The 19,092-nt window shown below is 51.2% G+C and carries 19 protein-coding genes; 6 read left to right on the forward strand and 13 right to left on the reverse strand.

The window, feature by feature from the left end:
- The first annotated feature begins 27 nt into the window (after positions 1-27).
- On the forward strand, positions 28-1,572 hold the full coding sequence (locus BZG84_RS00335) for a SpoVR family protein (protein WP_077677913.1): 1,545 nt from the start codon (positions 28-30) through the stop codon (positions 1,570-1,572).
- Between the two features lie 124 nt (positions 1,573-1,696).
- Here BZG84_RS00335 and fadR read toward each other — a convergent pair whose 3' ends face one another.
- A complete protein-coding gene (fadR, locus tag BZG84_RS00340; RefSeq protein WP_077677914.1) occupies positions 1,697-2,548 on the reverse strand; it encodes a fatty acid metabolism transcriptional regulator FadR in 852 nt (283 codons plus the stop codon).
- 405 nt (positions 2,549-2,953) lie between these two features.
- Here fadR and nhaB point away from each other — a divergent pair, with 405 nt between their 5' ends.
- Both nhaB and dsbB read left to right on the forward strand, forming a co-directional pair.
- The gene (gene nhaB, locus BZG84_RS00345; RefSeq protein WP_077677927.1) at positions 2,954-4,534 is read left to right on the forward strand and encodes a Na(+)/H(+) antiporter NhaB; all 1,581 of its coding nucleotides are present in this window, start codon (positions 2,954-2,956) and stop codon (positions 4,532-4,534) included.
- A gap of 91 nt (positions 4,535-4,625) precedes the next feature.
- Positions 4,626-5,165, forward strand: coding sequence for a disulfide bond formation protein DsbB (gene dsbB / locus BZG84_RS00350; RefSeq protein ID WP_077481327.1), 540 nt, complete (start codon positions 4,626-4,628; stop codon positions 5,163-5,165).
- Positions 5,166-5,214: 49 nt separating this feature from the next.
- Here the strand turns inward: dsbB and BZG84_RS00355 are convergent, their stop codons facing one another.
- The 8 genes from BZG84_RS00355 to BZG84_RS00390 form a co-directional block, all read right to left on the reverse strand.
- Positions 5,215-5,640: a (deoxy)nucleoside triphosphate pyrophosphohydrolase gene (locus BZG84_RS00355; RefSeq protein ID WP_077481329.1), complete on the reverse strand. Its 426-nt coding sequence runs from the start codon at positions 5,638-5,640 to the stop codon at positions 5,215-5,217.
- Positions 5,641-5,659: 19 nt separating this feature from the next.
- Positions 5,660-6,292 carry an SEC-C metal-binding domain-containing protein gene (locus tag BZG84_RS00360; RefSeq protein ID WP_077481331.1) on the reverse strand — a complete coding sequence of 211 codons (633 nt, stop codon included), beginning with the start codon at positions 6,290-6,292 and terminating at the stop codon, positions 5,660-5,662.
- Complete coding sequence (gene dusC / locus BZG84_RS00365) at positions 6,280-7,284, reverse strand: tRNA dihydrouridine(16) synthase DusC (protein WP_069589999.1); 1,005 nt, start codon at positions 7,282-7,284, stop codon at positions 6,280-6,282. The genes BZG84_RS00360 and dusC overlap by 13 nt, the downstream gene beginning before the upstream one ends.
- Before the next feature lie 120 nt (positions 7,285-7,404).
- Positions 7,405-8,136, reverse strand: a complete 732-nt coding sequence (locus BZG84_RS00370) for a DsbA family protein (protein WP_077481335.1) — start codon at positions 8,134-8,136, stop codon at positions 7,405-7,407.
- A 29-nt stretch (positions 8,137-8,165) separates the two neighbouring features.
- A complete protein-coding gene (locus BZG84_RS00375; protein ID WP_077481337.1) occupies positions 8,166-8,684 on the reverse strand; it encodes a protein disulfide oxidoreductase in 519 nt (172 codons plus the stop codon).
- Positions 8,681-10,804 (reverse strand): protein-disulfide reductase DsbD family protein, encoded by a 2,124-nt coding sequence (locus BZG84_RS00380; protein WP_077677915.1) that lies wholly within the window; start codon positions 10,802-10,804, stop codon positions 8,681-8,683. Before BZG84_RS00380 ends, BZG84_RS00375 begins: the two co-directional genes overlap by 4 nt.
- Positions 10,805-10,853: 49 nt before the next feature.
- Positions 10,854-11,213, reverse strand: a complete 360-nt coding sequence (locus BZG84_RS00385; RefSeq protein WP_077481341.1) for a hypothetical protein — start codon at positions 11,211-11,213, stop codon at positions 10,854-10,856.
- A 179-nt stretch (positions 11,214-11,392) separates the two neighbouring features.
- Positions 11,393-11,833, reverse strand: a complete 441-nt coding sequence (locus tag BZG84_RS00390; protein ID WP_077481343.1) for a YcgN family cysteine cluster protein — start codon at positions 11,831-11,833, stop codon at positions 11,393-11,395.
- A 164-nt stretch (positions 11,834-11,997) separates the two neighbouring features.
- Here BZG84_RS00390 and BZG84_RS00395 point away from each other — a divergent pair, with 164 nt between their 5' ends.
- A complete protein-coding gene (locus tag BZG84_RS00395) occupies positions 11,998-12,264 on the forward strand; it encodes a YkgJ family cysteine cluster protein (protein WP_077455707.1) in 267 nt (88 codons plus the stop codon).
- A gap of 56 nt (positions 12,265-12,320) precedes the next feature.
- On the opposite strand, the gene BZG84_RS00400 is transcribed toward BZG84_RS00395, so the two are convergent.
- A complete protein-coding gene (locus tag BZG84_RS00400; protein WP_077481345.1) occupies positions 12,321-13,184 on the reverse strand; it encodes a Tim44 domain-containing protein in 864 nt (287 codons plus the stop codon).
- Between the two features lie 201 nt (positions 13,185-13,385).
- Here BZG84_RS00400 and BZG84_RS00405 point away from each other — a divergent pair, with 201 nt between their 5' ends.
- Complete coding sequence (locus tag BZG84_RS00405; protein ID WP_077455705.1) at positions 13,386-13,781, forward strand: NINE protein; 396 nt, start codon at positions 13,386-13,388, stop codon at positions 13,779-13,781.
- 182 nt (positions 13,782-13,963) lie between these two features.
- A complete protein-coding gene (locus tag BZG84_RS00410; RefSeq protein WP_077677916.1) occupies positions 13,964-15,826 on the forward strand; it encodes an MFS transporter in 1,863 nt (620 codons plus the stop codon).
- Here the strand turns inward: BZG84_RS00410 and BZG84_RS00415 are convergent.
- Genes BZG84_RS00415 through menB form a run of 3 tightly spaced genes read right to left on the reverse strand, consistent with a single transcriptional unit; the run spans position 15,823 to position 19,083 of the window.
- Positions 15,823-17,196: an AMP-binding protein gene (locus BZG84_RS00415; protein WP_158011457.1), complete on the reverse strand. Its 1,374-nt coding sequence runs from the start codon at positions 17,194-17,196 to the stop codon at positions 15,823-15,825. The two genes, BZG84_RS00410 and BZG84_RS00415, sit on opposite strands and share 4 nt — an antisense overlap.
- A gap of 23 nt (positions 17,197-17,219) precedes the next feature.
- The gene (gene menC / locus BZG84_RS00420) at positions 17,220-18,209 is read right to left on the reverse strand and encodes an o-succinylbenzoate synthase (RefSeq protein WP_108743584.1); all 990 of its coding nucleotides are present in this window, start codon (positions 18,207-18,209) and stop codon (positions 17,220-17,222) included.
- A gap of 7 nt (positions 18,210-18,216) precedes the next feature.
- Positions 18,217-19,083: a 1,4-dihydroxy-2-naphthoyl-CoA synthase gene (gene menB / locus BZG84_RS00425; protein ID WP_069590537.1), complete on the reverse strand. Its 867-nt coding sequence runs from the start codon at positions 19,081-19,083 to the stop codon at positions 18,217-18,219.
- Positions 19,084-19,092: the final 9 nt, after the last annotated feature.

Raw genomic sequence — 19,092 nt, forward strand, 5'->3', positions numbered from 1 at the left:
CGGTATGTTTTTTCAGGGAGATTAGGTATGGCTGTCACTAAAGGCAAACGTAAGACGCCGCTCCATGATGGGCCGGATTGGACCTTTGACCTGCTTGAGCAGTATCACAAGGAAATTAAGCGCGTTGCCGAGCACTACAGGCTCGACACCTACGCCAACCAGATTGAAATTATCGCTGCCGAGCAAATGATGGATGCCTACTCAAGCGTTGGCATGCCGATAAACTACAACCACTGGTCATTTGGCAAGAAGTTTATCGAGACAGAACGTCACTATAAGCACGGTTACATGGGACTTGCCTATGAGATAGTGATCAACTCAGACCCTTGTATTGCTTATTTAATGGAAGAAAACACCATCACCATGCAAGCATTGGTGATGGCTCATGCCTGTTATGGGCACAATTCTTTTTTTAAGGGCAACTACCTATTCCAAACCTGGACCGATGCTGGCTCAATTATCGACTACCTGCTGTTTGCGAAAAATTACATCAGTGAATGCGAAGAGAAGTATGGCCTCGCCGAAGTCGAAAACTTGCTCGACTCTTGCCATGCGCTGATGAATTACGGGGTAGACAGATACAAACGTCCACAGAAAATTTCTCTCGCGGAAGAAAAAGCGCGACAAAAAGCCCGCGAAGATTATTTGCAAACCCAAGTGAATGAACTGTGGCGTACCATTCCTGGTGGTAATAAAGAACAGGAACAAGAAAAACGACGCTTCCCCGCCGAGCCGCAAGAAAACCTGCTGTATTTCTTTGAAAAACACTCGCCATTACTAGAGCCTTGGCAGCGTGAAGTGGTGCGCATAGTGCGCAAGATTAGCCAGTATTTTTATCCGCAAAAACAAACTCAAGTGATGAATGAAGGGTGGGCAACCTTCTGGCATTACACCATACTGAATCATCTTTACGATGAGGGCTTGGTGACGGAAAGCTTTATCATGGAGTTTTTGCACAGCCATACCAATGTGGTCGCACAGCCGCCCTACAACAGCCAATACTACTCAGGGATTAACCCCTATGCACTTGGCTTTGCCATGTTCCAAGATATTCGCCGAATGTGTGAAAACCCAACCGAAGAAGATAAGTACTGGTTCCCAGAGATTGCAGGCAAGGACTGGCTCGATACGGTGCATTTTGCGATGGCAAACTTTAAAGACGAGAGCTTTATCAGCCAGTTTTTATCGCCCAAAGTCATGCGCGATATGAAGCTTTTCGCCGTCAATGATGACGATAAGCAAAGCTATATCGAAGTCACCAGTATTCACAATGAACAAGGCTACCGTCAGCTGAGAGAAAAACTTTCAGCCCAATATAACCTCAGTAATCGTGAACCCAACATCCAAGTCTATGATGTCGACTTACGCGGTAATCGGTCACTCACCCTGCGCTATGTGCCTCATAACCGCATCCCTTTGGCCAATTCCTATGAGGAGGTGCTGAAGCATGTCCATCGACTTTGGGGATTTGAAGTTATCCTCGAAGAGGAAACCAGTGAAGGACGAGGGAAAATATTGAGTAGCTGTCCGAAACGGCCGCAGTTTGACCCTGACATGTTAGTCGGTAGTTAGTGCCACCTGTCCCGTCCTAAGATAGATAGACAAAAAAGCCAGAGGCACAAGGCCTCTGGCTTTTCACTGTTTAAACCGATGAGACGCAAAACAATATCGCACCTCGGTTGAGGTAATGCGTCAGCTAGGCCTCTTCTTCGGCCATATTGGCTGCAATGGTTTCACGATTGCCAAACCACAATGCACCACTTTCACGACCGTACTGCTTCACCCGATCGCTGATGGCATTATGTTGATTGTTTTCAATCAAACCACGCAAGTCGCTGTAGAAGCGTAATGCAATCTCACAAGCACGGCGATCCATAAAGTAGTATCCACCTACTCGCGAATAAATCTGACGCATGCCATTAATGGTCAATACATACACTTTATTACCAGAATAATGTGCCATGCCTTGGAACAGCATGTAATCGAAGTGGTTAAAGGCACGTCCCATTGAGATCCGCTCACACAATGCGGGATCTTGCTTGCCGTACTTATCTTGAATCTTCTTGACGTCTTTAAGCACCTCGGCTTGCTCATCAATCAAGGCAATAAACTGATCAAAGCTCTCACTTTCAAGCACTTGCTCACAGCGTTTAATCACATGATCGATAAGATTAATGCACTCTTGCGGGCGATTTTTTGCCGCATAGCGCATATAAACACCGCTAATATCGGTGCGCGCCGCCAGCAAATCTTCGAGCACACCGTGAACATCTTGGCCTTCCAGCGTCACTAACGTATCGAGAATGCTCAGCCCAGAGGTGCGCATATAATCGTTTACACGGGTCGGTTTGCCATGTTGGATAGTTAACCAACCATCGCGCGCTAAGCGCTGCAAGACTTCACGTAATGTGGTTCGGGTCACACCGATAAGCTCTGATAATTCACGCTCAGCCGGTAAAATCGACCCTTTCGGGAAGTGATTATTCCAAATACTTTCAATTATATATTTTTCAGCAAACGTTGCTGGGCTATCCGCCTTTATAACCATTGAATCTTAATTCCAATTTGCTTCTTGCTCTGATTAATAACTCATCATACCACTAGTCTTTTCAGGCAGAAACCGCTACGTGTTTTCAGGGCCAATGAAGTGACATCCTGCAGATTTTTGTACCAGATCAATGAAAATCTGGGCATAATTCGCAAAATTATGTCATACAAGATGTAACAAAGTATGTCTAAGGCAAAATAGCGCACATCCGTCATGCAGTTGCGACCAACCGCCTACGCTGCTCGCCATTGCCGAACACCGAATTTGTACAGTGACCCGCTCCTCGTACTGGATCCATCGCTCTCTCAAACGGGCTGCTATGGTTTCTGTGTACGTGTGTTTTCTCGCCATGCGCCGCCTGTACGATGCATACATAACCATGAGACTTTCACTATGGCTAAGACCATGACACTCAGAACCGCTTTTTTGAAGAACTTTCTCGGTAAAGCGCCAGATTGGTACAAACTGGCCATTGTCGCCTTTTTAATCATCAACCCGATTGTATTCTCGATTGACCCCTTCATTGCCGGCTGGCTACTGGTGGTTGAATTTATATTCACCTTAGCCATGGCGCTAAAATGCTACCCTCTGCAACCGGGCGGTCTGCTTGCGATTGAGGCCGTCGCCATCGGTATGACAAGCCCCGCGCAAGTAAAGCATGAATTGGTCGCCAACGTTGAAGTCTTGCTGCTACTGGTCTTTATGGTGGCAGGGATTTACTTTATGAAGCAGCTGTTGCTGTATATTTTCACCAAAATCTTATTGGGGATCCGTTCCAAAATTGCACTCTCTCTCGCGTTTTGTGTCGCGGCGGCGACGCTATCCGCCTTCCTAGATGCGCTAACCGTGATTGCCGTGGTGATTAGTGTCGCCGTGGGCTTTTACTCAATTTATCACCGCGTTGCCTCAGGAAAAGAATTTGGCGCCGCGCATGACCACACCTCAGATGAAAGCCTGAGTGATGATCTCAGTCGCAACGATCTGGAAAACTATCGCGCCTTCTTGCGCAGCCTACTGATGCATGCGGGCGTGGGTACCGCGCTCGGTGGCGTCATGACCATGGTAGGTGAACCTCAGAACCTGATTATTGCCGATCAAGCTGGCTGGCATTTTGGTGAGTTTATTCTGCGGATGGCACCAGTGACTCTGCCGGTCTTTGTCGCAGGCCTCCTCACCTGTGTGTTGGTGGAAAAGTTACGTCTATTCGGATACGGCGCACAGCTTCCAGATAACGTTCTTAAAATTCTGGTGGAGTACGATAAAGCACAACGCGCCAAACGCACACCACAAGATGTGGCTAAACTCGTGGTTCAAGCGTTGATCGCCGTTTGGTTAATTGCCGCCCTTGCCCTTCACTTAGCCGCAGTCGGCTTGATTGGTCTTAGCATTATCATCTTGGCAACCTCGTTCACCGGGGTAATCGATGAACACCACATCGGCAAAGCATTTGAAGAGGCGCTGCCCTTTACCGCGCTGTTGGCAGTGTTCTTCTCGGTAGTCGCCGTGATTATCGACCAACACTTATTTGCGCCTGTGATCGATCTCGTCCTGTCGTTGGAGGGCCATATGCAGCTCACCATGTTCTATATCGCGAACGGGTTGCTGTCCATGGTGTCTGATAATGTCTTCGTCGGCACTGTGTACATTAATGAAGTGAAATCCGCGCTTATCAACGGCGTTATCGACCGTGAACAATTCGACATGCTGGCTGTCGCCATTAACACTGGGACAAACCTGCCTTCGGTCGCCACCCCGAATGGTCAAGCCGCCTTCTTGTTCTTGCTCACCTCTACATTGGCACCGTTACTTCGCCTCTCCTACGGGCGCATGGTCTATATGGCATTGCCTTACACGATTGTAATGGGCCTACTCGGCGTGGTGGGGATCGAGTTTTTCTTGGTGCCGGCCACGGAATGGATGCTACATCAAGGATGGATTTCTGAAACCATTCATATGACCCAACAAGCCTTACCGAGTGCGCACTAACGCACTTCTACCATTGACCTCAGGCTCAACAAACGATTGAATAGCAAGGCCCTGTTTAGGGCCTTCTTTTGTATCAGGAGTAATTTGAGTTATGTGGCGCGCCTTAAACCAGTTTTCTCGCAGTCGTTTTTCTTGGCTGCTATTGCTCGTGTGTGTTGTCGGTCTTGAGGCTACAGCGCTGTATTTCCAATATCACCAATCGCTCGCGCCTTGTGTGATGTGTATTTATGAACGGGTTGCACTGTTTGGAGTAGGAGCAGCCGCACTGATTGGCGTGATTGCGCCGCAAAATGCTGCACTACGCACCTTGGGGTTGCTCGGCTATGGGGTGACCGCTGCCTGGGGGCTGAAACTGGCACTTGAGCATGTCAGTTACCAATTTCCGGATCCGAATCAACTGTTCGGCCCGACGTGTGATGTCGCGGTGAACTTCCCGACTTGGGCCCCACTCAATCAATGGCTTCCGCAGGTATTTGAAGCTTATGGTGATTGCAGCAAGGTGGTATGGCAATGGCTTGGCTTTTCGATGCCACAATGGTTGGTAGGCATTTTCTCGGCCATGCTGGTGGTGTGGGGGTTAGTCATCATCGCCCAATTTATTGGCCGACCACCGCGTCGTATCTTTTCTTAGTAACCTTGACGCGCCGCCTCCAAATCGAGGGCGGCGCATCTGTAGCCACTTAGGCTTCGCAAACGATTTTCGTATCGGTTTGCAGCTTGGCTAGCAAAGGTCTATCCGCTGCACTAAATACCGCGGGATCGAGTCGGTTTGGTTCGCTCCAGTGAATGGCCTGATGACTCAAGGCTTCAGGCTCTCCCTTGGCGAGGGTGCACCAATAGCTACACAACAAAATGCGCTTATCACCGTAGTCATATTCTGTTTCGACAATCGGCGCGCCGACGGCTACCGTCACTCCCAGCTCTTCTTTTAGCTCACGCGCGAGAGCTTGTTGATCGCTTTCATCCGCTTCTACTTTACCCCCCGGAAATTCCCACCAGCTAATGTAGGCCTTGTCTGGGTGGCGCTGAGCAACAAGCACTTGGTTTGCTTGCCCAATCACACCGGCGACCACACGAATCGCCGCTTGCGTGTTTACTTGCGTCATCGTTCTCTCCTGCAATCGCTTATCGCCCACAACACTTTTTAAACTTGGTGCCACTGCCACACGGACAAGGGTCGTTACGCCCTACCGACTTAAACGGGTTAATTTGATGGGCGCCATGGCTGCCTTGCTGCACTTCATCGGCTGCTTTGGCGACCTCTTGGATCATTAGGTCCAATTGGTCGATGTAGCGACCGGGCTCAATATCTAAGCCAACTTCTTTCATTTGCGCCAGCGTCCCCGCCTCGTCATGCAGCAACAGCATTGAGGTCACCAGTGCGGATAACATGCGGCGACTTCCATCGCCTACTGTGGCTTCTTGCCAATGAGGTTCAACATAAGGCCATACCGAAAGAAAACCCTCGGCAAACGCTTGAGCCGGTTCGCTACGTAACGACAGCATCAACGCGTCTGGCAACCCATAGTCGTTGCGCATGAGAGCGTGATACTGCGCGTCAAGATGCGCGAGGATCGTCTTTTTATCGGCGTCAGGTAAATGGACATCGTCTTCATCAAGGCCTGCCGTCATCAATACCGATAACCATGTGTCCGGTGATAGCGGTGCGGGACAGATATTGGCGGCCAGCAGGGCGCCTTCTACAAAGCTGGCTGGCATGCCTTCCCATTCAGAAGAAAGCGTGATTAGTGTTGACATTCTGTCTCCCGTATCTGTTGAGTCGCGTCAGCGAGGCGAGCGTTATCCAGCTCACGCACTATCTCATCGGCGCGATTGAGCACGCGAATCGCTTTAAAACAAGCGTCTGCTTGCGGATAGTACTGACGTAAATATTTGAACCACTGTTTTATTCGGTTCGGGAAATACTGGCCCTTATCGCCTTGTAGCTCGAGTTCGGTATAGCGTACCAATAACGTAAGCACGTCTGTCCACGCCATTGGCGCAACATTGTCTCGAATGTGGGCGCCAAGGTTGGGCATGTTCAGGGCGCCACGACAAACCATTAAGGTGTCGCACCCGGTGATGGCTTGGCAGCGCAATGCATCCTCTCGGTGCCAAATATCGCCATTCGCGGTGACAGGAATAGGCAGTTGTTGATTTATCTCTGCGATCAAATCCCAACGAATGGTACCCGCTTTGTAGCCATCACGCTTGGTTCGACCGTGGACCACAAGCTCAGAGGCACCGGCTTGGTATACCGCATCAGCAATCTCCGGGTAGTCATCTAAATCGTTGTAGCCAAGACGAATTTTGGCACTCACCACATGGGCTGAGTCCACCGCATCGCGTACCGCTTTCACCACATCAAACATATGCTCTGGGGTCTTAAGCAAAGCCGCACCACCTCGGTTGCCATTCACCGTTTTTGACGGACAGCCAAAATTAATATCTATCCCGTGGGAGCCAAGCTCAATGGCACGGACGGCATTGCGCGCCATCGCCACCGGGTCTTGTCCCAACAGCTGCACACGCACCGGCGTGCCGGCGGCGGTAACGCCTCCTTGATGCAATTCAGGGCACAAGCGATAAAAGACCTTCTCGGGTAAACGCTGATCGACCACACGCACAAATTCCGTCACACAGAGACTGTAATGATTGATCTCCGTAAGCAGGTTTCTCATTAAGGGATCGAGTACCCCTTCCATCGGGCCTAAAACCACGCGAGGGGCGGATGGATATGTTTGACTCATGCCATGACCTTTACCAGTAAGGCGCGCTATTTTGCCAGCTTTTGCCGCAAAGCGCAGCTAACAAAAAAAGCCAGTCAAAATATGACTGGCTTTCAAACCGTTAGCGTTGATGGTACAGACCTAGCCCTCTGCTTTCGCAGCCTCAACCATGGCTTCTAACTGCGGATAAGGTAAATAGCCCGGCGCGACTTGATCGCCAATGATCATCGCTGGCGTGCCACGCAGCCCAAGCTCAACAAAGGCTCGGTAGTTATCCGCCACCGCTTTTCCTGTTTCTTCTGGCGTTTTTAGCCATTGCTCGGTCTTGGTTTTCTTGGCGATTTTCTCTAGCGAGCGCGCATCATGCATACCACGCTTTTTCATCAGCAATTCATGAACTTGCGCAAAAGCCTCTGGCTGTTCTAGCCATACATTCATGGCATACACCGCAGAGTTAGTGCCCAACTCATCAATGGTTTGTTGTTTAAGTGGCACGGCAATATTGATGACTTTGACATCATCATGCGCGGCCACCAGCTTTTGCAGTTCGTCTTCCAACTTTTTACAGTACGGGCAGTTGTAGTCCATAAAGTTCACCACAGTGACGGTTGGATTTTCAGCGCCAATCCAGCTGTGGGTCTTAGACTCAAACCAGTCGCGACGTTTGGCAAGGTTCTGCTTAAACGTCTGCTGTTGCTCGACAAACTTCTGCAAACTCTGATTAAGGTTGGCAATTAGCTTGGGGTTATCTTCCAACAGGCTAACAATTTCATCCAGTTGCGCTTGCTGTGTATCGCTTAAATTCTTGGCGCTAGCAGGCATGGCTAGCATCATGAGCGCAACACATGGCGCGATATAACGAGTGAAGGACATTGGGTTTCCTTTTTATTGATATAAATGCATTACAACAGTCTCAACCATAGGCCAAGGGGCGTGGTGAATCCGGTTGTAATTGAAGTAATTTTTCCTTGTTCGATCACCATCACGGTGGGCGTTACTTTCACTGAAAAGGCATTAGAAAGCGCCCCGCTTTGATCGTTCACCACAGGAAAATCATAACCATGATGAGCAAGGTATCCGGCCACATGTTTATCCGAGCCTGAGCGTAACGCGATCGAGACCACTTGCGCATGACCACTTAGCCAATCTACCGAGGGGGTCACAAAACGGCATACCCCACACCAACTTGCCCACACATAGACCAGCACCGGCTCTTGTTGCGACATAGCAACCAAATCTTGTTGGCGACCATCCAGCAAACGCATCGACGTCACCGGTACCTGACTGGTATCGATATCACGGCTTCGCCACCAATCGACGGCAGTGCTCGATATCAATACAAACACGATGAGCCAGCACAGATCACGCGCACCACGTTTGACCCGCTGACGCCATGACAGTTTCCTTTGAGTGGCCGTCATGGTGTTTTCGCCCGCTCAATCGCGGCCATCACCGCGTTATCGGTCAAAATCACCGGCAACACGATCCCATCAGGTGCACCCGGACCATAAACAATATTGAACGGCACGCCATAGCGCTGGTGCTTTTGCAAATACTGCGTCACGGTATCACTCGGACGGGTCCAATCACCTTGCATCGTCACTACATTCGGTGCGGTGATCGCATCATAGACGGGCGACTGTAGCATTACCCCTACTTTGTTGGCATGGCAGGTAATACACCAATCAGCGGTCACATCGACAAACACCACTTGTCCCTGTTCGACGGCGCGCGTGATTGCCGCTTCATCAAGGCTTACCCAATCTGGTTCAGGATTGAGGGGCGTTGCCCACTGCTGCGCGGTCAAGGACGCTCCTATCAGCCCAAGCACAATAATAACCAGCAACCCAGCCGAGCCTTTAATTGCTGCCAGCTTGCCAAGGGTCCGATATGTCAGCCACACAGTGGCAACCAGCAACAGTGTTCCCACTGCTATTGCACCTAAGACGCCAAGATAAGGCATCCATAACCAGAATAGCCACACTGTGGTGCCAGCCAGCAACAGCGCAAAGATCCGTTTGACATGGTTCATCCACGGGCCGGGTTTTGGCAATGCGCGAGTCAGCCCCGGGAAAGCGGCGACCAACAGCCACGGCAGCGCCATACCAATCGCCAGCGCGGTAAAAATCAGCCATAGCGCCGTCAAGGAGCCGCCCAATGCATACGCCACTGCTGTGCCAAGGAAAGGGGCCGAACACGGTGTGGCCAGTAAGGTTGCAAACACGCCTTGCACAAAATGACCACTGTGGGTGTGACCCCCACGTGTTGCTAGCCACGTCTGCCAGCTTGAGGGCAAATCAATACGCAGCACGTCGAATAAGCTCAGGGCAAAGAGCCAAATCACCAGCGTCATGACCCCGATAAAGATCGGACTTTGGAACTGGATGCCCCAACCCACCGCTTGTCCTGTTAGCTTGAGCGCCATCAGTAATCCAGCAATCGCCCAGAAGGAGACGAGTATCCCGGCTGCTGAGGCCAAAAACTGGCCACGAATGACACCACGAGTGGCGTTAGGGTTCGCAACGATACTGTTTAGTTTGAGTCCCAGAACGGGAAGCACACAGGGCATCACATTCAGGATCAAACCGCCTAAGAGCGCAATCCCGCCAATCACCCAAATAGAAAGTCCCGCGTGTGCAACCACATGGCCTGCTTGCACCGTGATGCTATGCTCGGCAAGTAGCTGTTTATCCATGACGGTAACCTGAATCGGCTTGTCGGTAAGATTGGGCGTTTCTATCCAATTGGTTACATCAAAGGTCGCGGTCAGCGTATTGCCATCACGGTGGATACTCGGCACCCCAAAGGTGTCATCAATCACCGCCTCACCATCCACCAAGAGATCAGGTTGCTGCCAAGCTTGGTTGCCCGTCACGGTGACGGCGAGCTGCTGTTTACTGGCATCCCACACCGCAGAATCAAGCGTCACATTTGGGAGTGGCTTGGGCACCTGACTCATCGCTTGGTTAAACTGATACATCCGCTCGCCATCGGCCTCTAGTGCACTAGGCGTAAAGTCGAGCGAGATAGGATAGTCAGTGATCACACACACACTGGTACACGATGACAAGCGCAGCGTCGCATCCAGTGAAACCGGTTGTTGCCAGTGTTCAACATCTAATGTCAGAGGGAAAGCAACCTGCCCTTTATAGCCGAGCATGGTCAACCCAAGCTGCTCATAGCGCTTCGGCGCCGGCCAGTGCCAAGTAATCTGGTTCAGGTTTTGGCTGTCATTGATAATCAACTCGGGTGCCACGCCCCCTTCGCCGGGCGAGCGCCAGTATGTTTTCCAATCACCTTGCAAGCGGATAGAAAGTAAACCATCGAGGCGCAGCGTGTCTGGACTCCCTTGCCCAGTTAACGCTAAACGTGCCGTCACCGGTGGGTGATCAGGATTGCTAAGCCAGCCGGTATCCGGGGCATTAGCTCGGGCCGTTGGAGTGAGTAGCAGTAAGCACAAAGACAATAGCGGCAGCAAGACCCAAGCTTGCCAAGCGCGACCTTGTTTAACAGTGTGCCAATAGTCATTGATTCGATTCATAAGTCTGTTCCTTGTTAAGAATAAATACGCCATTTGAAAAGCAGGCGCTTTATTCTCGGAACACACAAAAGCAAAGGTGTCGTCGCCGATAGGTGGGTGGGTCGTGAGTAGGTAAAGTAATCGATACGCTCACCGTCGCCATGACCGCAAGTAATACAATCAGCCACCAAAGTGGCGCGGGAAGCCAATCGAGCGTCAATACTGTAGGCTGTACCAGCTGCTCAGACAGGGCACATTTTTTCCCGACCGCACTCGTGTCATCACTTTGGTCTTGCATACTCAATGCTTGGCAAGCGGCTTGCACACCTGATTGCCAACTCAGCTGGTTTTGCAAGGCGCACACTGCCAGAACCCATATCGCTACCGCGAGGGCCCAGCCAGCTTTAAAACGACGTGCATACTCTTGCATTCCACCTCCTGTCGAGTTGGCAATCATTATGCCCAACAGCAGAAAATAAACAATGGGTTATCCGCGAAGAACCATCGCCTTACGCCGTGGCTTGCATGTCGATACAGTGCCGTCTTCACAAAAAAGGCACCGCAAGTGTCGGTGCCTAGCTAAACAACGTCATCATATGTCTGCTGCCATTAACGCTCGGCAGGATGATTCAAAATATGATCTTCCCAATCAATCACATCGATTTCGTATACCACGCTGTCTTTGACCGAGATCCCAGCTTGGTGCATTGCCGCTTTTGAGCCAGTGATCAGAGGATGCCACTCAGGCAGCGGTTTATTCTCTGCCAACAAGCGGTACGCGCAAGTCTCTGGCAACCAGTAGAACTCATCTATTTTATCGCGGGTAAGCTTGAGGCATGACTCTTCATAAGAAAAGCGATTGGGATAGTCTTTGCATGTGCACGTTTTATCATCGAGCAGACTACACGCCACGTTGGTGTAGTAGAGCTCGTCGGTCTCTTCGTCGATCAGCTTATGTAAACAGCAACGGCCACAACCGTCACATAAAGCTTCCCACTCCTCGTCGCTCATTTGCGCCAAGGTTTTTTGTTGCCAAAAAGGCGTGCTCATGATGTGTACTCTCTTATATTTTTCCGCTTTGTGGCGGTAACGACATTGCGCCGCTGTTATAACCATCATAGCGGTAAAGTGCAAGCGACCTTCCCTTCCCGACTTGGCGACAACCAACGTCAATGGTAGAGTGCCTGCCCGTTTTTCTCCGATACCGAGGTTTTATGCCCACTACGCCGACATTCTCGTGCCGTTTAGGCTGCGGCGCGTGTTGTATTGCCCCGAGTATTTCCTCTCCAATACCCGGTATGCCTGACGGTAAACCCGCAGGAACACGATGTGTCCAACTCGACGAGCATAATTTATGTAAACTGTTTGGTCGTCCTGAGCGACCTGCAGTGTGTAGTGCCTTTAGCGCTGACAAAGACGTGTGCGGTGAGAGTACCCAGCAAGCGTTAGATAATTTAATTTACCTCGAGGCGGCAACATAAAAAACGCCAGCCCAGTGATGAGCTAGCGTTATTGTAGCGAAACGCGTGTTCTCGCTTTAGCTTTGAATACCTACGATCAACCAAGGTGCATTGGACTGGGTCAAATCACGCTCCAGATGCCAAATATCCGAGATATCTTCTTCTACACCCTCGACACGATCACAGTAACGACCGGTGAATTTCAAACTCAGTTGGGCAGTGCGACTGTCGTAATCGGCACGCACAATCTCAGCATCCACATACATCACTTCGGTGTGTTGCTCTCCGCCTAATCGCGCACGTTCGGCGGCTAAGTCGTTATACAGCGCTGGCGTCACGTACTCTTGGATTTTCTCCAGCTCGTTATGGTTCCAAGCGCCTTGCAAAATACGATAGTGTTCGCGCGCGCCACTCAAAAAGCTTTGCATGTCGAATTGTGGCGGGAAGTTAAAGGGGACATCGGGTTGTGTTTCCCCGAAACCACCCGACGTCGCGCTGGTGTCTGTAGCATTGTTACGAAACGCTGAGGGCTGTTCGTGATAATAGCCTTTGTTTTGTCCTGCGTAAGCGGGCCCTTGTGCCTGAGCACTGGCTTTGGCCTGTGTCATGCCTCGCAAGAATTTCATAATCAGGTAGGCAATTAAACCAAGGATTAAGATATCCATAAATTGGATACCCTCAAAGGCACCACCAAAAAAGGCCGCCAACAAACCACCGGCGAGTAAGCCGCCGAGTAAACCACCCATCAAGCCTTTTTTACTGCTGCTTTTGGTCGGGCTTTGTTTGATGGTGTTGGTATCGGTTGTTTTTTGCTTAGGGGCGGGGGCGGTTTTAAAGCTTTTGCCAAATGACTTACCGCCACCAAAGCGCTTGGCTTCTGCGTAAGGCGCTGAAACAACGAAGACAAACATCAACGCTGCGACAGAGAGTAATTTTTTCATGATTGCTTCATCTGTGGTTTATGACTGATGTCATGCTAGAGTGTCTGGAAGTGAAGTCAATCCTATGACTGACATTAATTGTTACCAAACGTCACCACCGGATTCGGGAACCATCGCGAAGTTTGGCGCACTCAAGGAACCATTTACGCTGTCACGACTCCAAGCTCACAACGCATTTATTTACATTGATAGGACTGGACCATGAATGATACCCACAGCAAGTTTATCGGTTATCTGCTTTGGATCTTTGGCTTTCTTGGCGCACACCGTTTTTACTATGGTAAACCTGTCACTGGGACGATCTGGTTTTTTACCCTCGGCCTGCTCGGGATTGGCTGGATTATCGATCTCTTCTTGATCCCGCTAATGGATAAGGAAGCGGATCTACGTTTTCGTAGCGGACAAACCAATTTCACCGTCGCTTGGCTGCTGCTGACATTTTTAGGTATCTTTGGGGTCCACCGTATGTACATGGGGAAATGGATCACTGGGGTCATTTACCTGTTTACGGGCGGTTTCTTCTTACTCGGCGTGCTATATGACTTTTGGACGTTGAATGATCAAGTCTCGATAAAAAACAGCCAAAAATTTGCCTAACGCCACTATCGACTGGCAGTAATCAATAACCGTTATTTGTCGCTGACACAGCCAATATCGGGTGTGCACACTGATTGCCAATCGCATAACCTAATGATGCGCAACCCGTTTAAAGGTTGCGCACTCGCCTCGCCTTGCTAGTATAAGTCGCTTATTGCACCGCTAAACGGACCGATGTACTCATGAGCCAACAGTTTCAACTTCTGCGTGAGCGACGCTTTCTGCCCTATTTCATCACACAGGCGTTAGGGGCCTTTAACGATAACGTTTATAAAAACGTGTTGGTGATCATGGTCGCATTTGCTTCCGCCGAGCAGTTGCCAATGGATGCGACTCTATTTATTAATGCTGCGGCGGGGCTATTTATTCTGCCTTTTTTCCTGTTTTCTGCCTTTGCCGGTGAACTCGCCGACAAATACGATAAAGCCCTTATCATGCGGCGCGTGAAATGGCTGGAAGTCGTGATTATGTCGAGCGCCGCGATTGCCTTGTATTACGAATTATGGATAGTGCTGCTAGGGTTATTGTTTATGATGGGCACCCAGTCCGCTTTTTTTGGCCCGGTAAAATACGCACTGCTACCACAAACCTTGAGCGATAAAGAACTGGTCTCGGGCAATGCGCTCGTCGAAACCGGCACGTTTTTATCTATTCTACTCGGGACCTTACTCGCTGGATTTATCGCTCATCACCCACATGCCAATGTGGTTGCCGGCGCCGCGGTATTAGCCTTTGCACTGCTGGGCGTGCTATCGGCACATGCGATCCCTCCCGCGCCTGCCGGTAATCCAACCCTCAATCTGCGCTATAAACCCATCGCACTGATGAAACAAACCTTGCGTTTTGCACGCCAAGACAAAGTGACCTTACAGGCCATTTTAGGTATCAGCTGGTTTTGGTTTCTTGGTGCAAGCTACCTGACCCAATTTCCTAAATACACCGCCTTGCTGGGCGGGAATGAAACCGGCGTTTCCTTCTTACTGACCCTATTTTCAATCGGTATCGCGGTGGGCGCGCTGCTGTGTGACAAGCTGTCCGGCCACCGTATCGAGCCCGGTATCGTGCCCTTGGGAAGCCTTGGGCTTACCGGCTTTGGGTTGCATTTATTTTTTGCCACGCCCGCCAGCCCAACTGTGCACAGCGATTTAATCGCCTTTGTGACCGATCCGGCACTGACGTGGGTGTTTATCGATTTATTGATGATTGGCGTGTTCGGTGGGATCTTTATTGTCCCCTTGTATAGCTTGATGCAACAGCGCGCCGATAAAGCCGCGCGTGCACGCGTTATTGCCGCCAACAATATCTTCAATGCGTTGTTTATGGTGGCAAGCGCCCTTCTTGGCATCACCCTCTTGGTGGTGGTGAAAATCTCCATTGCCGAGTTTTTCCTGTTACTGACAGTGCTCAATTTATTGGTGGCTATCTATGTCAGTCAGTTGGTGCCGATTTTTGCACTGCGCTTTTTTACGTGGATGATCACGCACACCTTGTATCGGGTGAAGCATAAAGATTTACACCATATTCCCGAACAAGGGGGAGCCTTACTGATTTGTAATCATGTCAGCTACATGGACGCGCTTTTGCTGGCGGGTGCTTGTCATCGTCCGATTCGCTTTGTGATGTTTGAGGACTTATATAAATTACCCGTGCTGCATTGGTTCTTCCGCACCTCAAAAGTGATCCCCATCAGTCACCGAGGACGCACCATTCGCGCCGCGATGAATGAGATCCAACGCGCGTTAGATAATGGCGAAGTGGTGTTAATTTTCCCAGAAGGTCACCTGACCTTTGATGGAGAAATAGACCAGTTTCGTCGTGGCATGGATATGATTCTGCAGCGTTCACCGGTCCCCGTCGTGCCCATGGCACTGCAAGGCTTGTGGGGCAGTTATTTTAGCCGACATGGCGGCAAAGCCATGTTAAAACTGCCAAAACGCTTTTGGTCAAAGGTAACTGTGGTTGCCGGCCCCGCCGTGGAGCCGGAAAAAGCCACTTCCGCGTATATGCGCGACGAGGTGATTCGCTTACGTGCCGACCGACCTTAATGTTCGATTTGCTGGCTTGCCCATTGGGCAAGCTGCACACGTGACGGCTTAATACTGGCACCCTGCTCGAATGTCGGCCACGGCAAAAAAGCGATGGGACGTTGATAAGGCGCTAACGACTGACAATGCGCCGTTAATTGCACCTGATCCAGTGGCGCTGTGCTTTGCACTATCGCAACAGGACGCGCGCCAAATTCATGGTCGATAACCGGGACAACCACGACTTGGCTGATCTTGTCTCGTTGGAGTAAGTGGTTTTCAATACGCTCAGGCTGAACATTTTCTCCACCGCAGATAAACTGATTATCCTTGCGCCCAATAATACGCAACACTGGCCGCTGGCGACGCGTCTCCCATCTCGCCAGATCCCGCGAGGCTAAGCCTTGTTCTGCCAAAAGCGCCTTTAACCGTCCCGCTTGCCAATATCCTAACGCGAGCGTGTCGCCACGATGAATCACTTCACCATCGCTCGCCAGCGCAACGGTACGATACGGCAAAGGCTCACCGACATCGTCATGGCCATCGGCGCGCTTTAACGTGACGGTCGATGCGGTTTCTGTCATGCCATAGCCACACCAACAAGCAATGCCCTGCTGCTCAGCTAGTTGTGTCAATCGTGCGGGAATCACTGCACCGCCCAGTAATACATGCTTAAGTCGAGAAGGCGCTTGCCGCGCGGCCAACCAAGGTAAGGCGCGATAGAGTTGTGTGGGCACCAAGGAGGCGTGTGTCACCCGAGTCAGTGATTCGGGTAAAGCTTCTCCCTGACAAGGGAAAATGGCGAGGGTGGCACCTTTGAATAACCAGCGCCACACAATAGCCAGCCCCGACACATGAAAAAGCGGCAACGATAACAACCAACTATCGGTGCGACTGCTCGGCCTCTCCTCGTGCTCAGACAGCCCTTGAAACGGCAGCATCTGGGTTAAACCTGCCGCACTGGCAAGGTGTTGATGCGCTGCATGTACCACGGCTTTGGGCTTTCCTGTTGACCCTGATGTCAGCGTCATGGTGAGCGGTTGCTGTGGTTGCCAAGGCACTATCGATATCGCGTCAGATCCTCTTACCTTGTCGTTATCGCGGTCCAGCCATTGACACTCGCCAAGTTCTGCCAACACGGCGGCTTTCACGTCGTCACTTAAAGCATGATTGAGCACTAAGGTGATCTTGCCCGCTTGCCATGCAGCAAGCAGGCCAACCACTAAGCGCTGGGGAGCAAGACGACTGTCGAACACCACCACTGGCGCGGCATTAAACTGCGTTTGCTGACGGTCCACATCCGCCACCAGCGCCTGCCATGTCAGTGAGGTGTCACTCTCGATGGCAAGCGAGTCTGGCGCACAGCCAGCCCAGTGCCGCCACGGCCACACCTTAAATCCGAACGCCGAGGCCGTCACAATGTATTCACCCAGATAAGGGGCTGGTCATGTAGGGGCGCTAATGGCTGCGGCGCACCCGGCCACGTACGGTCAAGTTGGTGGGCAAAGATACTCAGCGTATCAAGTCCAGGAACCACATCCGGCGTTAACCAAGTGGCAAAGCGTGATAGCTGCGTGAGTCCAAGGCTTGATTCTAGCGCAGCACTGATCACTGCCTGCTTGCCAAGCGTTGTCGCGCTATCAATCCAGCTTGTCAGTGACGCAAGATCGCCCATCAAAGTGGGTTTGAGCACCCACACCGAAACGTATTCACTTTCAATCAATTCACTGTCATCGTGATCGCGCAATGTCTCATCCCAAGCGAGAGGAAAGCCCAACTGTTGCGCACAGCGAAGCGATTGCAAGGGGTCGGCACAGGGCTCTTCAATCCAGCTAATCCGCTGTTGATGTGCCTCACTCAAACCTTGCCAAAACTGGCTTAGCTGCTCTGGCCGCCAACGCCGATTGGCATCCAGCCGTAAGGTTAATGTCGGAACAGCCTCCAGTAAGGTCGTGACCATCAACCGATCGCGCGCCACCTCATATTCGCCTACTTTTACCTTGGCTTGCGGTGATGCCGTTTGACTGGGTCCACTCAAGGCTTGTAAGAGCGCATCAGGATCGCCCGTACAGACAGGCACAGTCGCAAACGTCGCCTCTATCGGTAGCTTTTGGTCCAACTCCGCTTGCGCCACACTCACTCCCCATGCGACTGAGGGCGGTAATTGCGTCATCGCCACATGGCGGTGATCACACCATGCCGCGGTAGCGGCAATCAACGCATGGCGTGCTTGTGCAAAGCTCTCTTGGCTAAACCCGGGCAGAGGCGCCACTTCGCCCCAGCCACGACGTGCGCCTTCGCTCAGCTCAACCACTAACCCTTCCCGCTCACCCAGTCGCTGGTCGCGCACAAATACGCCCGACTGGATCGGTAACCTATAGTGGTAGATCCGTGCCTGCCTCATACTCACCTCATGGATTGCGTGGGAAACGATTGAACGCCGGACGGCGCTTCTCGTTGAACGCATTGCGCCCTTCTTGCCCTTCTTCAGTCATATAGAACATCATGGTTGCGTTCCCTGCCAACTCCTGCAACCCAGCTTGTCCGTCACAGTCAGCATTCAACGCGGCTTTTAAGCAACGCAGTGCCATCGGGCTGTGCTGCAGCACTTCACGACACCAGCGCACGGTTTCGCGCTCCAAGTCGGCAAGTGGCACAACAGTGTTTACTAGTCCCATATCTAACGCTTCTTGCGCGTTATAGAACCGACATAGGAACCAAATTTCACGCGCTTTCTTTTGACCCACAATGCGGGCCATGTACGAGGCGCCCCAGCCACCATCAAAGCTCCCCACTTTAGGCCCAGTTTGGCCGAATTGGGCATTATCGGCCGCGATGGTCAGATCACACATCATATGTAGCACGTGACCTCCGCCTACAGCATAACCGGCCACGGCAGCAATCACAGGCTTTGGACAGGTACGGATCTGACGTTGAAAGTCCAGCACATTAAGATGATGGGTGCCTTCGTCGTCTTGATAGCCGCCGTAGTCACCACGGATGGATTGATCGCCTCCTGAACAAAAGGCTTTTTCGCCTAAACCGGTCAAGATGATCACTCCTACATCACTGTCGTAACGTGCATCAGCAAGCGCTTGCATCATTTCTTTGACAGTTTGGGGACGAAAGGCATTGCGAACTTGGGGGCGATTAATCGTAATACGCGCAATACCGTCTGCCGATTTATGGTAAAGAATGTCGCTGAATGTCTGATCAGCCTCTACCCACTCAATGGGTGCATACAGTTCTTGTTCGGTTATACCCGGCGTAATAGCCATAGGATCTCC

The sequence above is a fragment of the Salinivibrio sp. PR932 genome (genome assembly GCF_001996125.1).
Taxonomy (GTDB): Bacteria; Pseudomonadota; Gammaproteobacteria; order Enterobacterales; family Vibrionaceae; genus Salinivibrio; species Salinivibrio proteolyticus.